Source organism: Rhodococcus sp. P14, from assembly GCF_000256505.1.
Taxonomy (GTDB): domain Bacteria; phylum Actinomycetota; class Actinomycetes; order Mycobacteriales; family Mycobacteriaceae; genus Rhodococcus; species Rhodococcus ruber.
Genome location: NZ_AJFC01000096.1, coordinates 1 through 14,225, shown reverse-complemented (window position 1 = coordinate 14,225; position 14,225 = coordinate 1). Strand labels below are relative to the sequence as shown.

Genomic DNA, 14,225 nt, shown 5'->3' with positions numbered 1-14,225 from the left:
GCCGCGCCGGGCGGACGGCGGCCGCGCGGCCGCCGTCATGGACCTGGAGCGGCTGGCGGCTGTCGTGGAGAACGAACGGGTCCGGCTCGGGCTCGGGCCGTTGCCGGGGGTGGCGCCGCCGCCACCGGTGTCCTACGGCACGCGTCCGCGACCGGACCACGGCACGGCGGCCTGGACAGCGCAGTTCGAGGAGACCACGGCCATCCGGTTGCTGCTGGCCGACCCCACACCGGAGAACACCGAACTGGCGTGCCGGTGGGCCGGCGAGTGGGTGCAGCTGCTGCGCGGCAGCCGCCGGGAGCGGAGGCTGTTGCGCGCGGAGCGACTCGAGGTGGCGTGCCTGGCCGCGGCCGGACGGCACGAGGAGGCGGTGACCCTGCTGGCCTCCGTCGCCGCGCGATGCGAACGAGCGGGCCTGCACCGGTTCCTGCCCGACGGCGGCCCGCTCGTACTCGACGTCGCGCGCCGCCTCGCGGACGAGCTCACCGCAGGCAGGGGCCGCGCCGGCCGCCCGGACGTGTCCCCGGCGTTCCTGCACGAGGCCGTGGACACGGGCGCCGTGCATCTCCTGTAGGCGCCTGCGGCGCCGGTGTGTCCTTTGGGCGGCCCTGGCCGCCCAAAGGACACACCGGCAGCTTCGCTGCCTAGCGCCAGACGGAGTCGATGTCGGTGGCCTCGCCGGCCGGGGGGGTGGGGGCGCCGGCCGGGGTGCGGGAGAAGCGGGGCGCCGGGGCGTGCTGGGTGACGCCGTCGAGCTCGATCAGCGAGCCGCGGGCCGCGATGTGCGGGTTGGCCGGGGCCTCGCCGAACGTGAGCACGGGGGAGACGCACGCGTCGGTGCCGTCGAAGATCGCGGCCCACTCGTCGCGAGTCTTGGACAGGAACTTCTCCGTGAACAGCTTCTTCATCTGCGGCCACGCCGACGTGTCGAGCTGCTGCGGCAGCTCGGCCGGGTCGAGCTCGAGACCCTGCAGCAGCAGCGCGTAGAACTGCGGCTCGATCGAGCCCACCGCCATGTACCTGCCGTCGGCGGTCTCGTACACGTCGTAGAACGGGGCGCCGGTGTCGAGAAGGTTCACGCCGCGCTCGTCCGACCACACGCCGCGGCCGCGGAACGCCCACATCATGTGCGAGAGCGCGAGCGCGCCGTCGACCATCGCGGCGTCGACGACCTGTCCCTTGCCGGAACTCTGGCGTTCGACGAGGGCGGAGAGGATGCCGAAGATCAGGAACATCGAGCCGCCGCCGAAGTCACCGACCATGTTCAGCGGCGGCACCGGCCGCTCACCCTTGCGTCCGACGGCGTGCAGCACACCGGTCAGCGAGATGTAGTTGATGTCGTGCCCGGCGGCGTGGGCGAGCGGCCCCTCCTGCCCCCATCCGGTCATCCGGCCGTACACCAGGCGCGGATTGCGGGCCAGCGCGACGTCCGGGCCGAGGCCCATGCGCTCGGTGACCCCCGGGCGGAAGCCCTCGATGAGCACGTCGGCGCGTTCGATCAGCCCGAGCACCTTCTCGACCTGCTCGGGATCCTTGAGGTCGGCCTCGACGACGCGGCGGCCGCGCTGGATCTGGTCGCGGTGCCCGGCGGGCGGAATCAGACCCGGACGCTGCACGCAGACGACGTCGGCGCCGAGGTCGGCGAGCAGTGTCGCGGCGTGCGGGCCGGGACCGAGACCCGCGAACTCGACGACGCGGATACCCGCGAGCGGACCCTTCTTCTCAACAGCTTCAGCGGACACTCGTCGAACCTCACTCGGGTGCGTTGGGACCATTCCCCGAGGAGGCTACCTTAGCGATCGTTAGGGTGTGCCGAGGGTCACGGCGTGCCCTATCCCTCGTACAGATCACCCTCGTTGAGGCGAGTGGCCTCGAACGCCTCCTCGAGCGTGTCGTGCCGGTACACCGAGACCACGTGGTCGCCCACCACGCGGAACGCGATCGCTTCACTACGCGGGTGCTCCGGATCGGCCGCCCACGTCGCGGTCTCCTCGACGACGACGATGCCCTCGTGCACGAACATCCGGCCCGGCCGGAACGTCACGCCCGCCGTCGTCGCCCACTCGCGCAACTCGTCGAGGCCCTGGTCCTCGTCGTCGTCGCCGGTGGGCAGCACGATGTCGTCGCTCGACAGCGCCAGCAGGGTCTCGATGTCGTTGGAGTTGACGGCGTCGTGCCAGGCCAGGACGGTCGCGATCTCGGAGGTGCTCATGTCGCAGATGCTAGTACTCCGGGCCCGCCACGCTCGGATTGTCGCGTCCTTGCCTGGCCGCGAGGCGAGGCGCACAGTGGAGCCCATGACGATCAGCGGTCAGCTCGTGAGCTTCCTGCCCAGTACCGACCTCGACATCTCGGAGATGTTCTACGTCGACACGCTCGGTTTCGAGAAGCTGTCCCGGGACCATTTCACGCTGATTCTCGACGGTGGCGGTGGCGCACCGGTCCGGGTGACGTTGGTGCAGTCCCGCTCCGACACCGGCTACACCGCGCTGGGGTGGCGGGTGCCGAACCTGGACGCGACCGTCGACGCCCTGCGGGCCAAGGGTGTCGAGTTCGTCCGCTACAACGGAATGGACCAGGACGACCACGACGCGTGGACCTCGCCCGAGGGCATGCGGGTCGCATGGTTCCGCGACCCGCACGGCAACGTCCTGTCGCTGATGGAGGTCGCCGGCTAGGCACACCCGGGCGGGGTCGCCGCCTCGTCAGCTGCACCCGCTGGTGTTTCCGCACGACGGACACGCGTGGCAGGAGCCGGAACGCTGCATCTGCACCCCGCACTGCATGCAGTACGGCGCGTCGCTGCCGCGGGCGCGTCCCTGGCGCGTGTCCACGACGACCTCGGCGGCGGGCTCGCTGCGTTCGGCGCCGGTGCGGATGCCGAGTTCGGCCCGCTCGTCCGCGTCGAGGTACTCCACCGCCAGGCGCCGGAAGATGTAGTCCAGGATCGACGTCGCGATCCGCAGGTCCGGATCGTCGGTGATGCCCGCCGGCTCGAATCGGGTGCTCGTGAACGCGTTGACGAACGTGCGCAACGGAACCCCGTACTGCAGGCCGTAACTCACCGCCATCGAGAACGCGTCCATGATCCCGGCCAGGGTCGAGCCCTGCTTTGCCACCCGCAGGAACATCTCGCCCGGACGGCCGTCGTCGTACTGGCCCACGGTGACGAAGCCCTTGCAGTCCGCGACGCGGAACTCGAAGGTGCGCGACCGGCGCAACCGGGGCAGCCGTTCCCGCCGCGGCCGGGGCACCGTCGTCGCGCGCGGCGCGGCCGTGGCCGACAGTGGTTGTCCCAGTTTGCAGTTGTCGCGATACACCGCGATCGCCTTGAGTCCGAGCCGCCACGCGTCGAGGAACAACTCCTCGATGTCGGCCACGGTCGCCGCCTCCGGCAGGTTCACGGTCTTCGAGATCGCGCCCGAGAGGAAGGGTTGCACCGCGGCCATCATCAGTACGTGTCCGCGCGGTGCGATCACGTTGTCGCCCATGGAGGTTGCGAACACCGGCAGATGCTCGGCCCGCAACTGCGGCGCGCCGACGACCGTGCGGTGCGTGTCGATGTGCGTGAGCAGCTCGGCCACCCGATCCGGGGGATAGCCGAGCCGGGACAGGGCCCGCGGCACCGTGCGATTGACGATGGACAGCGTCCCGCCGCCGACCAGCTTCTTCGTCTTCACCAGCGCCAGATCGGGTTCGATACCGGTGGTGTCGCAGTCCATGGCGAGGCCGATCGTGCCGGTCGGCGCGAGGACCGTCACCTGGCTGTTGCGGACCCCGTGTGCCTGGGCGAGCGCGCACGCCGCGTCCCAGTCCTCCCGCGCCGCGGCGAGAATGCCGGCGGGCGCGAGTTGTTCGTCGATGTCGTCGACGGCGCCGCGATGACGAGCCAGCACCGCGAGGGTGTGCTCCCGGTTCTCGGCGAATCCCTCGAACGGCCCGAGCCGACGAGCCATCCGCGCCGAGACCGCGTACGCGTGCCCGGTCATCAGGGCCGTCAGGGCCGCGGCGTAGGCCCGGCCGGCGTCACTGTCGTAGGGCAGCCCCAGCGCCATCAGCAGCGCACCGAGATTGGCGTAGCCGAGGCCGAGCTGCCGGAACCGCCGCGACGTCTCCGCGATGCGGTCGGTGGGGTAGTCGGCGCGGCTCACGAGGATCTCCTGGCCGGTCAGCACCACCGCGACGGCGTGCCGGAACCCGGCGACGTCGAACGTGCCGTCGTCGCGCAGGAACGCCAGCAGGTTCAGGCTCGCCAGGTTGCACGCCGAGTCGTCCAGGTGCATGTACTCCGAACACGGATTCGATCCGTTGATCCGGCCCGTCGCGGCCGCGGTGTGCCAGCGGTTGACGGTGGTGTCGAACTGCAACCCCGGATCGGCACACTCCCAGGCGGCGGCGGCGATCCGGTGGAACAGGTCGCGGGCGGGCACCGTGCGCACCGTCGCACCGGTGGTGACCGCGCGCAGCGGCCACTCGGCGCCGTCCGCGACGGCCTGCATGAACTCGTCGCTCACCCGCACCGAGTTGTTGGCGTTCTGGTACTGCACCGAATGGATGTCGCGACCGTCGAGCCCCATGTCGAACCCGGCCTTCGCGAGCACCCGCGCCTTGCGTTCCTCGATCGCCTTGCAGTCGACGAACTCCTCGACGTCGGGATGGCCGACGTCGAGGATCACCATCTTCGCGGCCCGGCGCGTCTTGCCGCCGGACTTGATGGTGCCCGCCGAGGCGTCGGCGCCGCGCATGAAACTCACCGGGCCCGACGCGGTGCCCCCACCGGCCAGCGGCTCGGCCGACGACCGGATGCGCGACAGATTCGCCCCCGCGCCCGACCCGCCCTTGAAGATCACCGCCTCCTGCCGGTACCACTCGAGGATCGAATCGATGCTGTCCTCGACCGACAGGATGAAGCACGCGCTGGCCTGCTGCGGAGTGTCGGGCACCCCGATGTTGAACCACACGGGGCTGTTGAACGACGCCCGCTGCGTCAGGACCAGGTAGGTCAGCTCGGCGGCGAACGCCTCCGGGTCGTCGAGGTGGCCGTCGGCCGCGCCCCACGCGGTGATCGTGTCCACGATGCGCGCGACGACGTCGCGCAGCGACCGTTCCCGGGCGGCGGTGCCCGGAGCGCCGCGGAAGTACTTCTGCGCGACGATGTCGGTCGCGTTCTGCGACCAGGCGGCGGGGAACTCGACGTCGCGCTGTTCGAACACCACCGCGCCGGTGCCGTGGTGGACGATGCGGGCGTCGCGCCGCTGCCAGTCCATCTCGTCGGCGGGATCGATCCCGGCCGTGGTGAAGAACCGTCCGGTGTCCGACTCGAGATTCGGTTCGGCGACGTCCATCGCGACCTCCGGGTGCGACCTGAGGGGCACATATAGTCCCCCCATGGTCTCACCACGAATCGGTACCCCGCTGACTCCCGGCGCCCTGCGCGTCATGCTCCTCGGTGCGGGTGAGCTGGGCAAGGAGGTGGTCATCGCGCTGCAGCGGCTCGGTGTCGAGGTCATCGCGGTGGACCGGTACCCGAACGCGCCCGGGCACCAGGTGGCGCACCGCGCGCACACCGTCGACATGAACGACCCGCAAGCCCTGCTCGCACTCGTCGAAGCCGAGCAACCCCACCTGGTCGTGCCCGAGATCGAGGCGATCGCCACCGACGCGCTCGCCGTCGTCGAGGAACGCGGTCTCGCCGAGGTCATCCCGACCGCGCGGGCCACCCGGCTGACCATGAACCGGGAGGGCATCCGGCGCCTCGCCGCGGAGGAACTCGGGTTGCCCACCTCCCCGTACCGCTTCGCCGAATCCCTCGACGAGGTCCGCGCCGCCGCGGCCGAGGTCGGGTTCCCGTGCGTGATCAAGCCCGTGATGTCCTCGTCCGGCAAGGGCCAGTCCACGGTCCGCGCACCCGACGAGATCCCCGCCGCCTGGGACTACGCGCTCGCCGGCGGGCGCGTCGACCTCGGCCGGGTCATCGTCGAGGGATTCGTCGACTTCGAGTACGAGATCACCCAGCTCACCGTCCGCGCCGTCGGACCGTCGGGGCAGGTCGAGACGTACTTCTGCGAACCGATCGGGCACCTGCAGCGCGCCGGCGACTACGTCGAGTCCTGGCAGCCCCAGCCGATGAGCGAGCGGGCCCTGGCCCGGTCCCGGGAGATCGCGGCGACGGTGACCGGCGCGCTCGGCGGCCGCGGCGTCTTCGGGGTGGAACTGTTCGTCGCGGGCGACGACGTGTACTTCTCCGAGGTGAGCCCCCGCCCGCACGACACCGGCCTGGTGACGCTGCGCTCGCAGCGGTACTCCGAGTTCGAGCTGCACGCCCGCGCGATCCTGGGCCTGCCCGTCGACACCGCACTCCTCGCGCCCGGGGCGTCCGCGGTGATCTACGGCGGCCTCGAGGCCGCCGGCGTCGTCTTCGAGGGCGTCGCCGACGCGCTGTCGGTGCCCGACACCGACCTGCGGCTGTTCGGCAAGCCCGAGTCGTTCGTCCGGCGTCGCATGGGGGTGGCGGTGTCCACCGGTCCCGACGTCGAGACCGCGCGGGCCCGCGCGGTCGAGGCGGCCGCACGCGTGCGGGCGGTCGCACCGTGACCGCCGGGGCGGAGGTGCTCGTCGGTCTGGCCGTCCTCGTCGGACTCGTCGGCATCGTCGTGCCGATCCTGCCGGGCACCCTGTTGATCTTCGGGGCGATCGCGGTGTGGGCGTGGCTCACCGGCGGCACCGTCGCGTGGACGGTGTTCGCCGTCGCGACGACGGCCCTGCTGGTGACCGGCATCGTGAAGTACACCTGGCCGGGCGGCCGGATGCGACGGGCCGGGGTGCCGACGCGGTCGATCGTCGCCGGCGGTCTGCTCGGCATCGTCGGGTTCTTCGTCGTTCCCGTGATCGGGCTGCTGCTCGGGTTCCTGCTCGGCACCTACCTGTCCGAGGTGCAGCGGCACCGCACCCACCGTGACGCGTGGGTGTCGACCGTGCACGCGACCAAGGCGGTGGCGCTGTCGATCCTCGTCGAACTGCTCGGTGGCCTCGTCGCCGCCGGCGTGTGGCTCGGCGCGGTGCTGTTCACCTGACCGGAGGTGCCCCGGTACGACTGTGGCCGAATGTCACATCCGGTCGATCGAATCGACGCGATGTGACATTCGGCCACCAGGGGTCGGGGTGTCAGGCCTTGTGCGGCTCGGACGCGCGGAACATGTCCTCACGCTCGACGACCTTGACGCGCTCGCGGCCCTCGGCCTCGCCGAGGCTGCGCTCGTGCGCGTCGAGCCGGTACCAGCCCTGCCAGGTGGTGTAGGGCAGCTGCTTGTCCTCGAGGAAGGCGACGATCGCGTCCTCGGACGGATCCTCGGGGGTGTTCAGCAGGCCGTGGGCCCGGTCGGCGAGCAGGTTCGCGACGGTCTCGTTCGCGTCGCCCTTGGTGTGGCCGATCAGTCCGACGGGACCGCGCTTGATCCAGCCGGTGACGTACGTGGCGGGCAGGAAACGCGCGGGACCCTCGGCGGACTCGTCGGCGACGACGCGTCCGGCCTCGTTGGGCACGGTGCCGGCCTGCTCGTCGAACGGCAGCTTGGCGATGTTCTGCGACAGGTAGCCGACCGCCCGGTACACGGCCTGGACATCCCAGTCGCGGAAGCGGCCGGTGCCGCGGACGTTGCCGGTGCCGTCGAGCTCGGTGCGCTCGGTGCGCAGGCCCACGACCTTGCCGTCCTCGCCGAGGATCTCGGCCGGGGACTCGAAGAAGTGCAGGAACAGCTTGTGCGGGCGGTCGCCCACGTCGCGGATGGCCCAGTCCTGCAGGGTGTTGGCGACCATGTCGACCTGCTTGGAATTGCGGCGCGCGGCCTCCGAGCCCTCGTCGTAGTCGATGTCCTCGGGATCGACGATGACCTCGATGGTCGGCGAGTGATCGAGTTCACGCAGCTCGAGCGGCGTGAACTTGGCCTGAGCGGGACCGCGGCGGCCGAACACGTGCACCTCGACGGCCTTGTTGTTCTTCAGGCCCTCGTAGACGTTGGCGGGGATCTCCGTCGGCAGCAGCTCGTCGCCGGTCTTGGCGAGGACGCGCGCGATGTCGAGGGCGACGTTGCCGACGCCGAGCACGGCGACCTTCTCGGCCTCGAGCGGCCAGCTGCGCGGCACGTCGGGGTGGCCGTCGTACCAGGAGACGAAGTCGGCGGCGCCGTAGCTGCCGTCGAGGTCGATGCCCGGGATGTTCAGGGCCCGGTCGGCGTTGGCGCCGGTGGAGAAGATCACCGCGTCGTAGAAGCGACGCAGGTCGTCGAGGGTGATGTCGGTGCCGTAGTCGAGGTTGCCGAGCAGCCGGACCTGGGGCTTGTCGAGCACCTTGTGCAGGGCGGTGATGATGCCCTTGATGCGGGGATGGTCCGGCGCCACGCCGTAGCGGATGAGACCGAACGGCGCGGGCATCCGCTCGAACAGGTCGATGCTGACCTCGGTGTCGGACTTCATGAGCGCATCGGCGGCGTAGATACCGGCGGGGCCGGCACCGACGATCGCGACGCGAAGGGGACGAGTCTGATCGGTCATCAGGGGTCAACTACCTCTTCGGTGTGCGGACGGACGTGATTCAGCTTAAATGAGGAAGGGAGTCGGCAGGGGTGGCTGCCAGGGGGCACGCGGGAGCGGCAAGAACTGCGCGACGAACCGGGCGTGACGAGAATTCGCTTCAGCGACAACACATGTGGGCGCTCACTCGACACAGGTCGACGGCGAGACGTCGAACGAGGTGCGTAGAGGCCATGGCCAATTCCTACCTCGAGAGGGTTTATCGGGGCAAATGCGCCCGCGTGGGGCCGTGCCGGTGCCGCCTAGGATCACCCCATGGCAGCCGAACGCGCACCCGAGCCCGACCCGGACGAAACGGACCGCAGCAGCGCGACGCCGTTCCTCGCGGCACTCGCGATCATCGTGGTGCTCGTCGTCGGGGTGTTCGTCGCCCAGCTGGTGTCGCCGTCGGACCGCAGCGCCACCGGCACCGAACTCGTCGTGCGGACGGTCGACGACTACGTCCGCGCCCACAACGCCGGCGACCGCGTCGCGCAGGACCGGCTGCGCTGCGACCGGCTCGCGGCCGACCGGGCCCCCTGGGCCGGCGTCGACGGCGAGGTGCAGCTCGAGGCCGTCGAGAACGTCGAGACGGACGACGACCGGGCCACCGCCGACGTGCGTGCCCGGTCCGCCGGCGGCGAGCAGACCAGCACGTGGCAGTTCGTCCGGATCGACGACGTCTGGCGGATCTGCACGTTCTGACCGGCGGCCGGCACCACCCGCCCGCCTGGTCGGCTCGCCGTGAGCTGTGAAAAGCTGGTGCGGTGAGCTACGCAGGTGATATGACGCCGCAGCAAGCCTGGGAGCTGCTGCGCGAGAACCCGGACGCCGTGCTCGTCGATGTGCGTACCGACGCCGAATGGAAATACGTGGGGGTTCCCGAGACGTCCTCCATCGGGCGTCGCGCCCTCTTCGTCGAGTGGGTGCGCTACCCGAACGGCGCCCGCAACGAGCACTTCGTCGACCAGCTGAAGGACGCCGGCGTGACCGGCGGGCCGATCGTGTTCCTGTGTCGCTCGGGACAGCGTTCCATCGCCGCCGCGGAGGCGGCCACCGCCGCGGGCCTGGCCCCGTCGTACAACATCCTCGAAGGATTCGAAGGCGGCCTCGATGCCGAGAGGCATCGCGGCGCCGAGGGCTGGCGGGCCGCGGGCCTGCCGTGGAGGCAGTCGTGAGCACAATTCCCAGGGGCGGCGCGTTCGAGCGGCCGCTGCCGGCATCGGTGCGTCCCGCCACGCTCGGCGTGCGCGGCGGCACCATGCGGTCCGGATTCGAGGAGACCTCCGAGGCGATCTACCTCAATTCCGGCTTCGTCTACGAATCGGCCGAGGCCGCGGAGCAGGCGTTCACCGGCGAGGTGGACCACTTCGTCTACTCCCGGTACGGCAACCCGACGGTGAAGATGTTCGAGGAGCGGTTGCGGCTGCTCGAAGGCGCCGAGGGCTGCTACGCCACCGCCTCGGGCATGTCGGCGGTCTTCACCGCCCTCGCGGCGCTGCTCGGCAAGGGCGACCGGCTGGTCGCGGCCCGCAGCCTGTTCGGCTCCTGCTTCGTGGTGTGCAACGAGATCCTGCCGCGCTGGGGCGTCGAGACCGTGTTCGTCGACGGTGAAGACCTCGACCAGTGGGAGCAGGCCCTGTCCGTGCCCACGACGGCGGTCTTCTTCGAGACTCCGTCCAACCCGATGCAGACCCTCGTCGACGTGCGCCGGGTCTCCGAAATGGCCCACGCCGCCGGCGCCAAGGTGGTGCTCGACAACGTCTTCGCCACGCCCCTGCTGCAGCGCAGCCTCGATCTCGGCGCCGACATCGTCGTGTATTCGGGCACCAAGCACATCGACGGTCAGGGTCGCGTGCTCGGCGGGGCGATCCTCGGCCCGCAGGACTACATCGACGGCCCGGTCCAGCACCTCATCCGCCACACCGGCCCGGCGCTGAGCCCGTTCAACGCCCACACCCTGCTCAAGGGCCTCGAGACGATGGCGGTGCGGATCCGGCACTCGGTGGAGTCGGCCGAGCGGATCGCCCGGTTCCTCCAGGACCACGCCGCGATCCGGTGGGTCAAGTACCCGTTCCTCGAGTCGCACCCCCAGTACGACCTGGCCCGGTCCCAGATGAGCGGCGGCGGAACGGTCGTCACCTTCGAACTGGACGCCCCGGAAGGCGCCGGCAAGAAGCGCGCGTTCGAGCTGCTCGACGGGCTGCGCATCGTCGACATCTCCAACAACCTCGGCGACGCCAAGTCGCTGATCACCCATCCGGCGACGACGACGCACCGGGCGATGGGGCCGGACGGCCGGGCGGCGATCGGCCTGTCCGACGGCGTGGTGCGGCTGTCGGTGGGGCTCGAGGATCCGGAGGATCTGCTCGAGGACTTCGAGCAGGCGCTGCGGTAGCCGGCGGCGAGGTCGAAGGCCGCAGCCGCATCGAGGCCCCGTCGACGTGGCGGGGCCCCGATCCACCGCCCGGAACTGCCGGGGCGACGACACCGGCCGCACCGGGCACCGCCGGAGACCCGACCCCGCGGTCGTGCGCGCTTCGGTAAGTTCGTGCGCGCTTCGGTAAGTTACAGAGTCGACCCGCAACTGCGTGTCGTTCGATCGGCTCTGCTCAGCCGAACTGTGGGAGGTTCCCGTGGCTGGTGGTCTCGTCGCCCTGCTGGACGACGTCGCGGCACTGACGAAAGCGGCAGCGGCGTCCATCGACGACATCGGCGCCGCGGCCGGCAAGGCCGGCGTCAAGGCGGCAGGTGTCGTCGTCGACGACACCGCAGTCACCCCGCGCTACGTGCACGGGTTCACCCCGGACCGGGAACTGCCGATCATCCGCAAGATCGCGATCGGGTCGATCCGCAACAAGCTCCTGATCATCCTGCCGGTGGCGATGCTGCTGAGCCAGTTCCTACCGCAGGCGCTGCCCTACCTGTTGATCGCCGGTGGCCTGTTCCTGTGCTTCGAGGGAGCCGAGAAGGTCTACGAAGCGCTCACCGGCGGTCACCACGACGACGACACGACGGCGGCGCAGAGCGGCCCCGAGTTCGAGAAGGCGATGGTCGGTGGCGCGATCCGCACCGACCTCATCCTCTCGGCCGAGATCATGGTGATCTCCCTGTCGTCGGTCGAGGACGAACCGTTCCTCACCCGGCTGGCGGTGCTCGTCGTCGTCGCGATCCTCATCACCGCGCTGGTGTACGGCGCGGTCGCGCTGATCGTGAAGATGGACGACGTGGGCCTGTCGCTCGCCGGCCGCCGGTCGTCGTTCAGCCGACGGGTCGGCCGGGGACTCGTGGCCGCGATGCCGAAGGTGATGACGGTGCTCACCGTGGTCGGGATCGCCGCGATGCTGTGGGTCGGTGGCCACATCCTGCTCGTCAACGTCGGCGAGGCCGGATTCCACTGGCCGGCCGATCGCCTGCACGATCTCGAACACTGGTTCGGCGATCTCGTCCAGGGCGGCTTCGGCGGTGTGCTGTCCTGGACCGCGGGGACCGTGGTGTCCGCGCTCGTCGGGCTCGTCGTGGGCGCGATCATCGTGCTGATCGCGCACCTGATTCCGAAACGGAAGAAGCGCGAGGCGGCGCACTGACGGACCCCGGGCTGCCGTCCCCGGGCCCGGAGCCCTGCGATACGCTGCGGTGACCCCGCTTCCGGGTGGGGTGCCGCAGCGTATCGGTGAAGTCCGGTGTAATCCGGCACTGTCCCGCAACTGTGAGGCCGGCAGCGCGCTGCCGGACGAGTCAGGTCGGCCGGCGCGGCGGCCACGTACTGGTCCTCGGACGAAGGACGGTGTCGTGCCGCAACGGTGATCGTTGCAGCCGTGCTGTTTTCGTCCTCCGCCTCACGGAGGATGGTTGTGCCTGCCCCCACTGTGCCGGCCCGCCGGCTGTTCGCCGCCGGACTCGCCGCGTTCGCCCTGTTCGTCGCATCGTGCGCCTCGAGCGGCGGCTCCGAACCGGCCTCCGCGCCCTCCGGGGACGGGAGCTTCCCCGTCACCGTGAGCTCCGGCGACGGAGCGATCACCCTCGATGCGGCCCCGGATTCGATCGTCTCCCTCAGTCCCACCGCCACCGAGATGCTCTACGCCGTCGGCGCCGGCGACCAGGTCGTCGCGGTCGACGACCAGTCCGACTTTCCCGCCGGGGTGCCCGTCACCGCCCTGTCCGGATACTCACCGAACGTCGAGGCCGTGCTCGGCTACGAACCGGATCTCGTGGTGGCCATGGACGACGTGGGCGACCTCGTCTCCGGCCTCGAGGCCGCCGGCGTCCCCACGCTCCTGTTGCCGGCCGCCACCACTCTCGACGAGGCGTACACGCAGATCGAGCGGCTCGGCGCCGCCACCGGGCACGTCGGTGACGCGGGCGAACTCGTCGCCTCGATGCGCAGCGACATCGACGAGGTCGTCGCCGGGTTGCCCCCGCGCCCGGCTCCGCTGACCTACTACCACGAGCTCGACGACACCTACTACAGCGTCACCGGCGACACCTTCGTCGGGGGCATCTACGAAATGCTCGGCCTGCGTTCCATCGGCGACGCCGCCGGTGCCGACGCCTACCCGCAGCTGTCCGCCGAGTACGTCCTCGACGCCGACCCCGACCTGATCTTCCTCGCCGACGGGCAGTGCTGCGGCGTCACCCCGGAAACCGTGGCCGCCCGCGCCGGCTGGGGTGAGCTGACGGCCGTCCGGTCCGGACAGATCCACGTGCTCGACGAGGACGTCGCCAGCCGCTGGGGACCGCGGGTCGTGGACCTCGTGCGGAACCTCGGGGCGATCGTGGCTGCCGCCGAACCCGCCGCCCAGCCCACCCGGTGACCCGCGCCGCGCGCCATCCGGCCCTGGTGCTCGGCGCGGCAGCCCTCGTCCTGGTGATCGTGCTGCACGTCGGGGTGCTCGTCGGCCCCGCCGGACTGACCGTGCGCGGCGTGTTCCTGGAACTGATCGACGCCCTGCCCTTCGTCGACGTCGACTCCGGGCTGACGACCCGGCAGCAGGCCATCCTGTGGAACATCCGCATGCCGCGGGTGGCGCTCGGTGCGCTGGTCGGCGCGATGCTCGCCATCGCCGGCGCCACCTACCAGGGGGTGTTCCGCAACCCGCTGGCCGACCCCTACCTGCTCGGGGTGTCGAGCGGCGCCGGCCTGGGCGCGACGCTCGCGATCGCCCTCGGCGGAGTGCTCGCGTCCGTCGGGGTGCCGGTCGCCGCGTTCGCCGGCGGCCTCGTCGCCGTCGCCGCCACGTACGCGCTCGGGCGCAGTGTCGGCGGGATGCGCTCGGAGGTGGTGATCATCCTGGCCGGCGTCGCGGTGGCGGCCTTCGCCAACGCGGCGCAGACGTTCGTCCAGCAGCTCTACGACGACACCCTGCGGCAGGTGTACACGTGGCTGCTCGGCCGCCTCAGCACCGACGGCTGGTCCGACGTGGTCGTGGTCCTGCCGTACGTCGTGGTGTCCGCGGCGGTCATCCTGCTGCACCGCCGGATGCTCGACGTGATGGCGGTGGGCGACGTGGAGGCCGCGAGCCTCGGGGTGAACCCGGCGCGGGTCCGGCTGATCCTGGTGTGCGTGGCGACCCTCGGCACCGCCGCCGTGGTCGGCGCCAGCGGGCTCATCGGCTTCGTCGGAATCGTGGTGCCGCACGCGATCCGGCTGATCGTCG

13 protein-coding genes, 1 pseudogene and 1 riboswitch are annotated in these 14,225 nt (G+C 70.9%); of the genes and pseudogenes, 10 read left to right on the top strand and 4 right to left on the bottom strand.

From position 1 onward, the window contains the following. Positions 1-574, top strand: a pseudogene (locus OEY_RS0106990) (serine/threonine-protein kinase); the annotation flags it as partial. Between the two features lie 70 nt (positions 575-644). On the opposite strand, the gene OEY_RS0106985 reads toward OEY_RS0106990, so the two are convergent. Next, entirely contained in the window at positions 645-1,742 is a 1,098-nt protein-coding gene (locus OEY_RS0106985; protein WP_010593175.1) for a CaiB/BaiF CoA transferase family protein, read from the bottom strand. An 89-nt stretch (positions 1,743-1,831) separates the two neighbouring features. Then, positions 1,832-2,212, bottom strand: coding sequence for a nuclear transport factor 2 family protein (locus OEY_RS0106980; RefSeq protein ID WP_006945477.1), 381 nt, complete (start codon positions 2,210-2,212; stop codon positions 1,832-1,834). An 85-nt stretch (positions 2,213-2,297) separates the two neighbouring features. Between OEY_RS0106980 and OEY_RS0106975 the strand changes: the two genes are divergently transcribed. Then, positions 2,298-2,678 carry a VOC family protein gene (locus OEY_RS0106975; protein WP_010593174.1) on the top strand — a complete coding sequence of 127 codons (381 nt, stop codon included), beginning with the start codon at positions 2,298-2,300 and terminating at the stop codon, positions 2,676-2,678. Positions 2,679-2,705: 27 nt separating this feature from the next. Here the strand turns inward: OEY_RS0106975 and OEY_RS0106970 are convergent, their stop codons facing one another. After that, complete coding sequence (locus OEY_RS0106970) at positions 2,706-5,345, bottom strand: vitamin B12-dependent ribonucleotide reductase (protein ID WP_010593173.1); 2,640 nt, start codon at positions 5,343-5,345, stop codon at positions 2,706-2,708. Between the two features lie 43 nt (positions 5,346-5,388). Here OEY_RS0106970 and purT point away from each other — a divergent pair, with 43 nt between their 5' ends. Continuing rightward, positions 5,389-6,594 (top strand): formate-dependent phosphoribosylglycinamide formyltransferase, encoded by a 1,206-nt coding sequence (gene purT / locus OEY_RS0106965; protein ID WP_010593172.1) that lies wholly within the window; start codon positions 5,389-5,391, stop codon positions 6,592-6,594. Beyond that, positions 6,591-7,073, top strand: coding sequence for a DUF456 domain-containing protein (locus OEY_RS0106960; RefSeq protein ID WP_010593171.1), 483 nt, complete (start codon positions 6,591-6,593; stop codon positions 7,071-7,073). The genes purT and OEY_RS0106960 overlap by 4 nt, the downstream gene beginning before the upstream one ends. A gap of 91 nt (positions 7,074-7,164) precedes the next feature. On the opposite strand, the gene OEY_RS0106955 is transcribed toward OEY_RS0106960, so the two are convergent. Then, the gene (locus OEY_RS0106955; protein WP_010593170.1) at positions 7,165-8,550 is read right to left on the bottom strand and encodes an FAD-dependent oxidoreductase; all 1,386 of its coding nucleotides are present in this window, start codon (positions 8,548-8,550) and stop codon (positions 7,165-7,167) included. A 294-nt stretch (positions 8,551-8,844) separates the two neighbouring features. On the opposite strand from OEY_RS0106955, the gene OEY_RS0106950 reads away from it, so the two are divergent. From OEY_RS0106950 to OEY_RS0106920, 6 genes are all read left to right on the top strand, one after another. Next, complete coding sequence (locus OEY_RS0106950) at positions 8,845-9,273, top strand: Rv0361 family membrane protein (RefSeq protein WP_010593169.1); 429 nt, start codon at positions 8,845-8,847, stop codon at positions 9,271-9,273. 62 nt (positions 9,274-9,335) lie between these two features. Beyond that, entirely contained in the window at positions 9,336-9,746 is a 411-nt protein-coding gene (locus tag OEY_RS0106945; protein WP_010593168.1) for a rhodanese-like domain-containing protein, read from the top strand. Next, entirely contained in the window at positions 9,743-10,966 is a 1,224-nt protein-coding gene (locus OEY_RS0106940; RefSeq protein WP_010593167.1) for an O-succinylhomoserine sulfhydrylase, read from the top strand. The genes OEY_RS0106945 and OEY_RS0106940 overlap by 4 nt, the downstream gene beginning before the upstream one ends. 238 nt (positions 10,967-11,204) lie before the next feature. Further along, positions 11,205-12,155 (top strand): DUF808 domain-containing protein, encoded by a 951-nt coding sequence (locus OEY_RS0106935; RefSeq protein WP_026137749.1) that lies wholly within the window; start codon positions 11,205-11,207, stop codon positions 12,153-12,155. A gap of 39 nt (positions 12,156-12,194) precedes the next feature. After that, a riboswitch (cobalamin riboswitch) is annotated at positions 12,195-12,337 on the top strand. Positions 12,338-12,422: 85 nt separating this feature from the next. Further along, a complete protein-coding gene (locus OEY_RS0106930) occupies positions 12,423-13,382 on the top strand; it encodes an ABC transporter substrate-binding protein (protein ID WP_407041014.1) in 960 nt (319 codons plus the stop codon). After that, positions 13,379-14,225: FecCD family ABC transporter permease (locus OEY_RS0106920; RefSeq protein WP_010593164.1), on the top strand; the 847-nt coding region annotated here is incomplete at its 3' end. The genes OEY_RS0106930 and OEY_RS0106920, both read left to right, overlap by 4 nt.

Coding starts and splice junctions, on each gene's coding strand:
- OEY_RS0106970 (WP_010593173.1), bottom strand. CDS start 5,345: ATGGACGTCGCCGAACCGAATCTCGAGTCGGACACCGGACGGTTCTTC.
- OEY_RS0106980 (WP_006945477.1), bottom strand. CDS start 2,212: ATGAGCACCTCCGAGATCGCGACCGTCCTGGCCTGGCACGACGCCGTC.
- OEY_RS0106975 (WP_010593174.1), top strand. CDS start 2,298: ATGACGATCAGCGGTCAGCTCGTGAGCTTCCTGCCCAGTACCGACCTC.
- purT (WP_010593172.1), top strand. CDS start 5,389: ATGGTCTCACCACGAATCGGTACCCCGCTGACTCCCGGCGCCCTGCGC.
- OEY_RS0106955 (WP_010593170.1), bottom strand. CDS start 8,550: ATGACCGATCAGACTCGTCCCCTTCGCGTCGCGATCGTCGGTGCCGGC.
- OEY_RS0106950 (WP_010593169.1), top strand. CDS start 8,845: ATGGCAGCCGAACGCGCACCCGAGCCCGACCCGGACGAAACGGACCGC.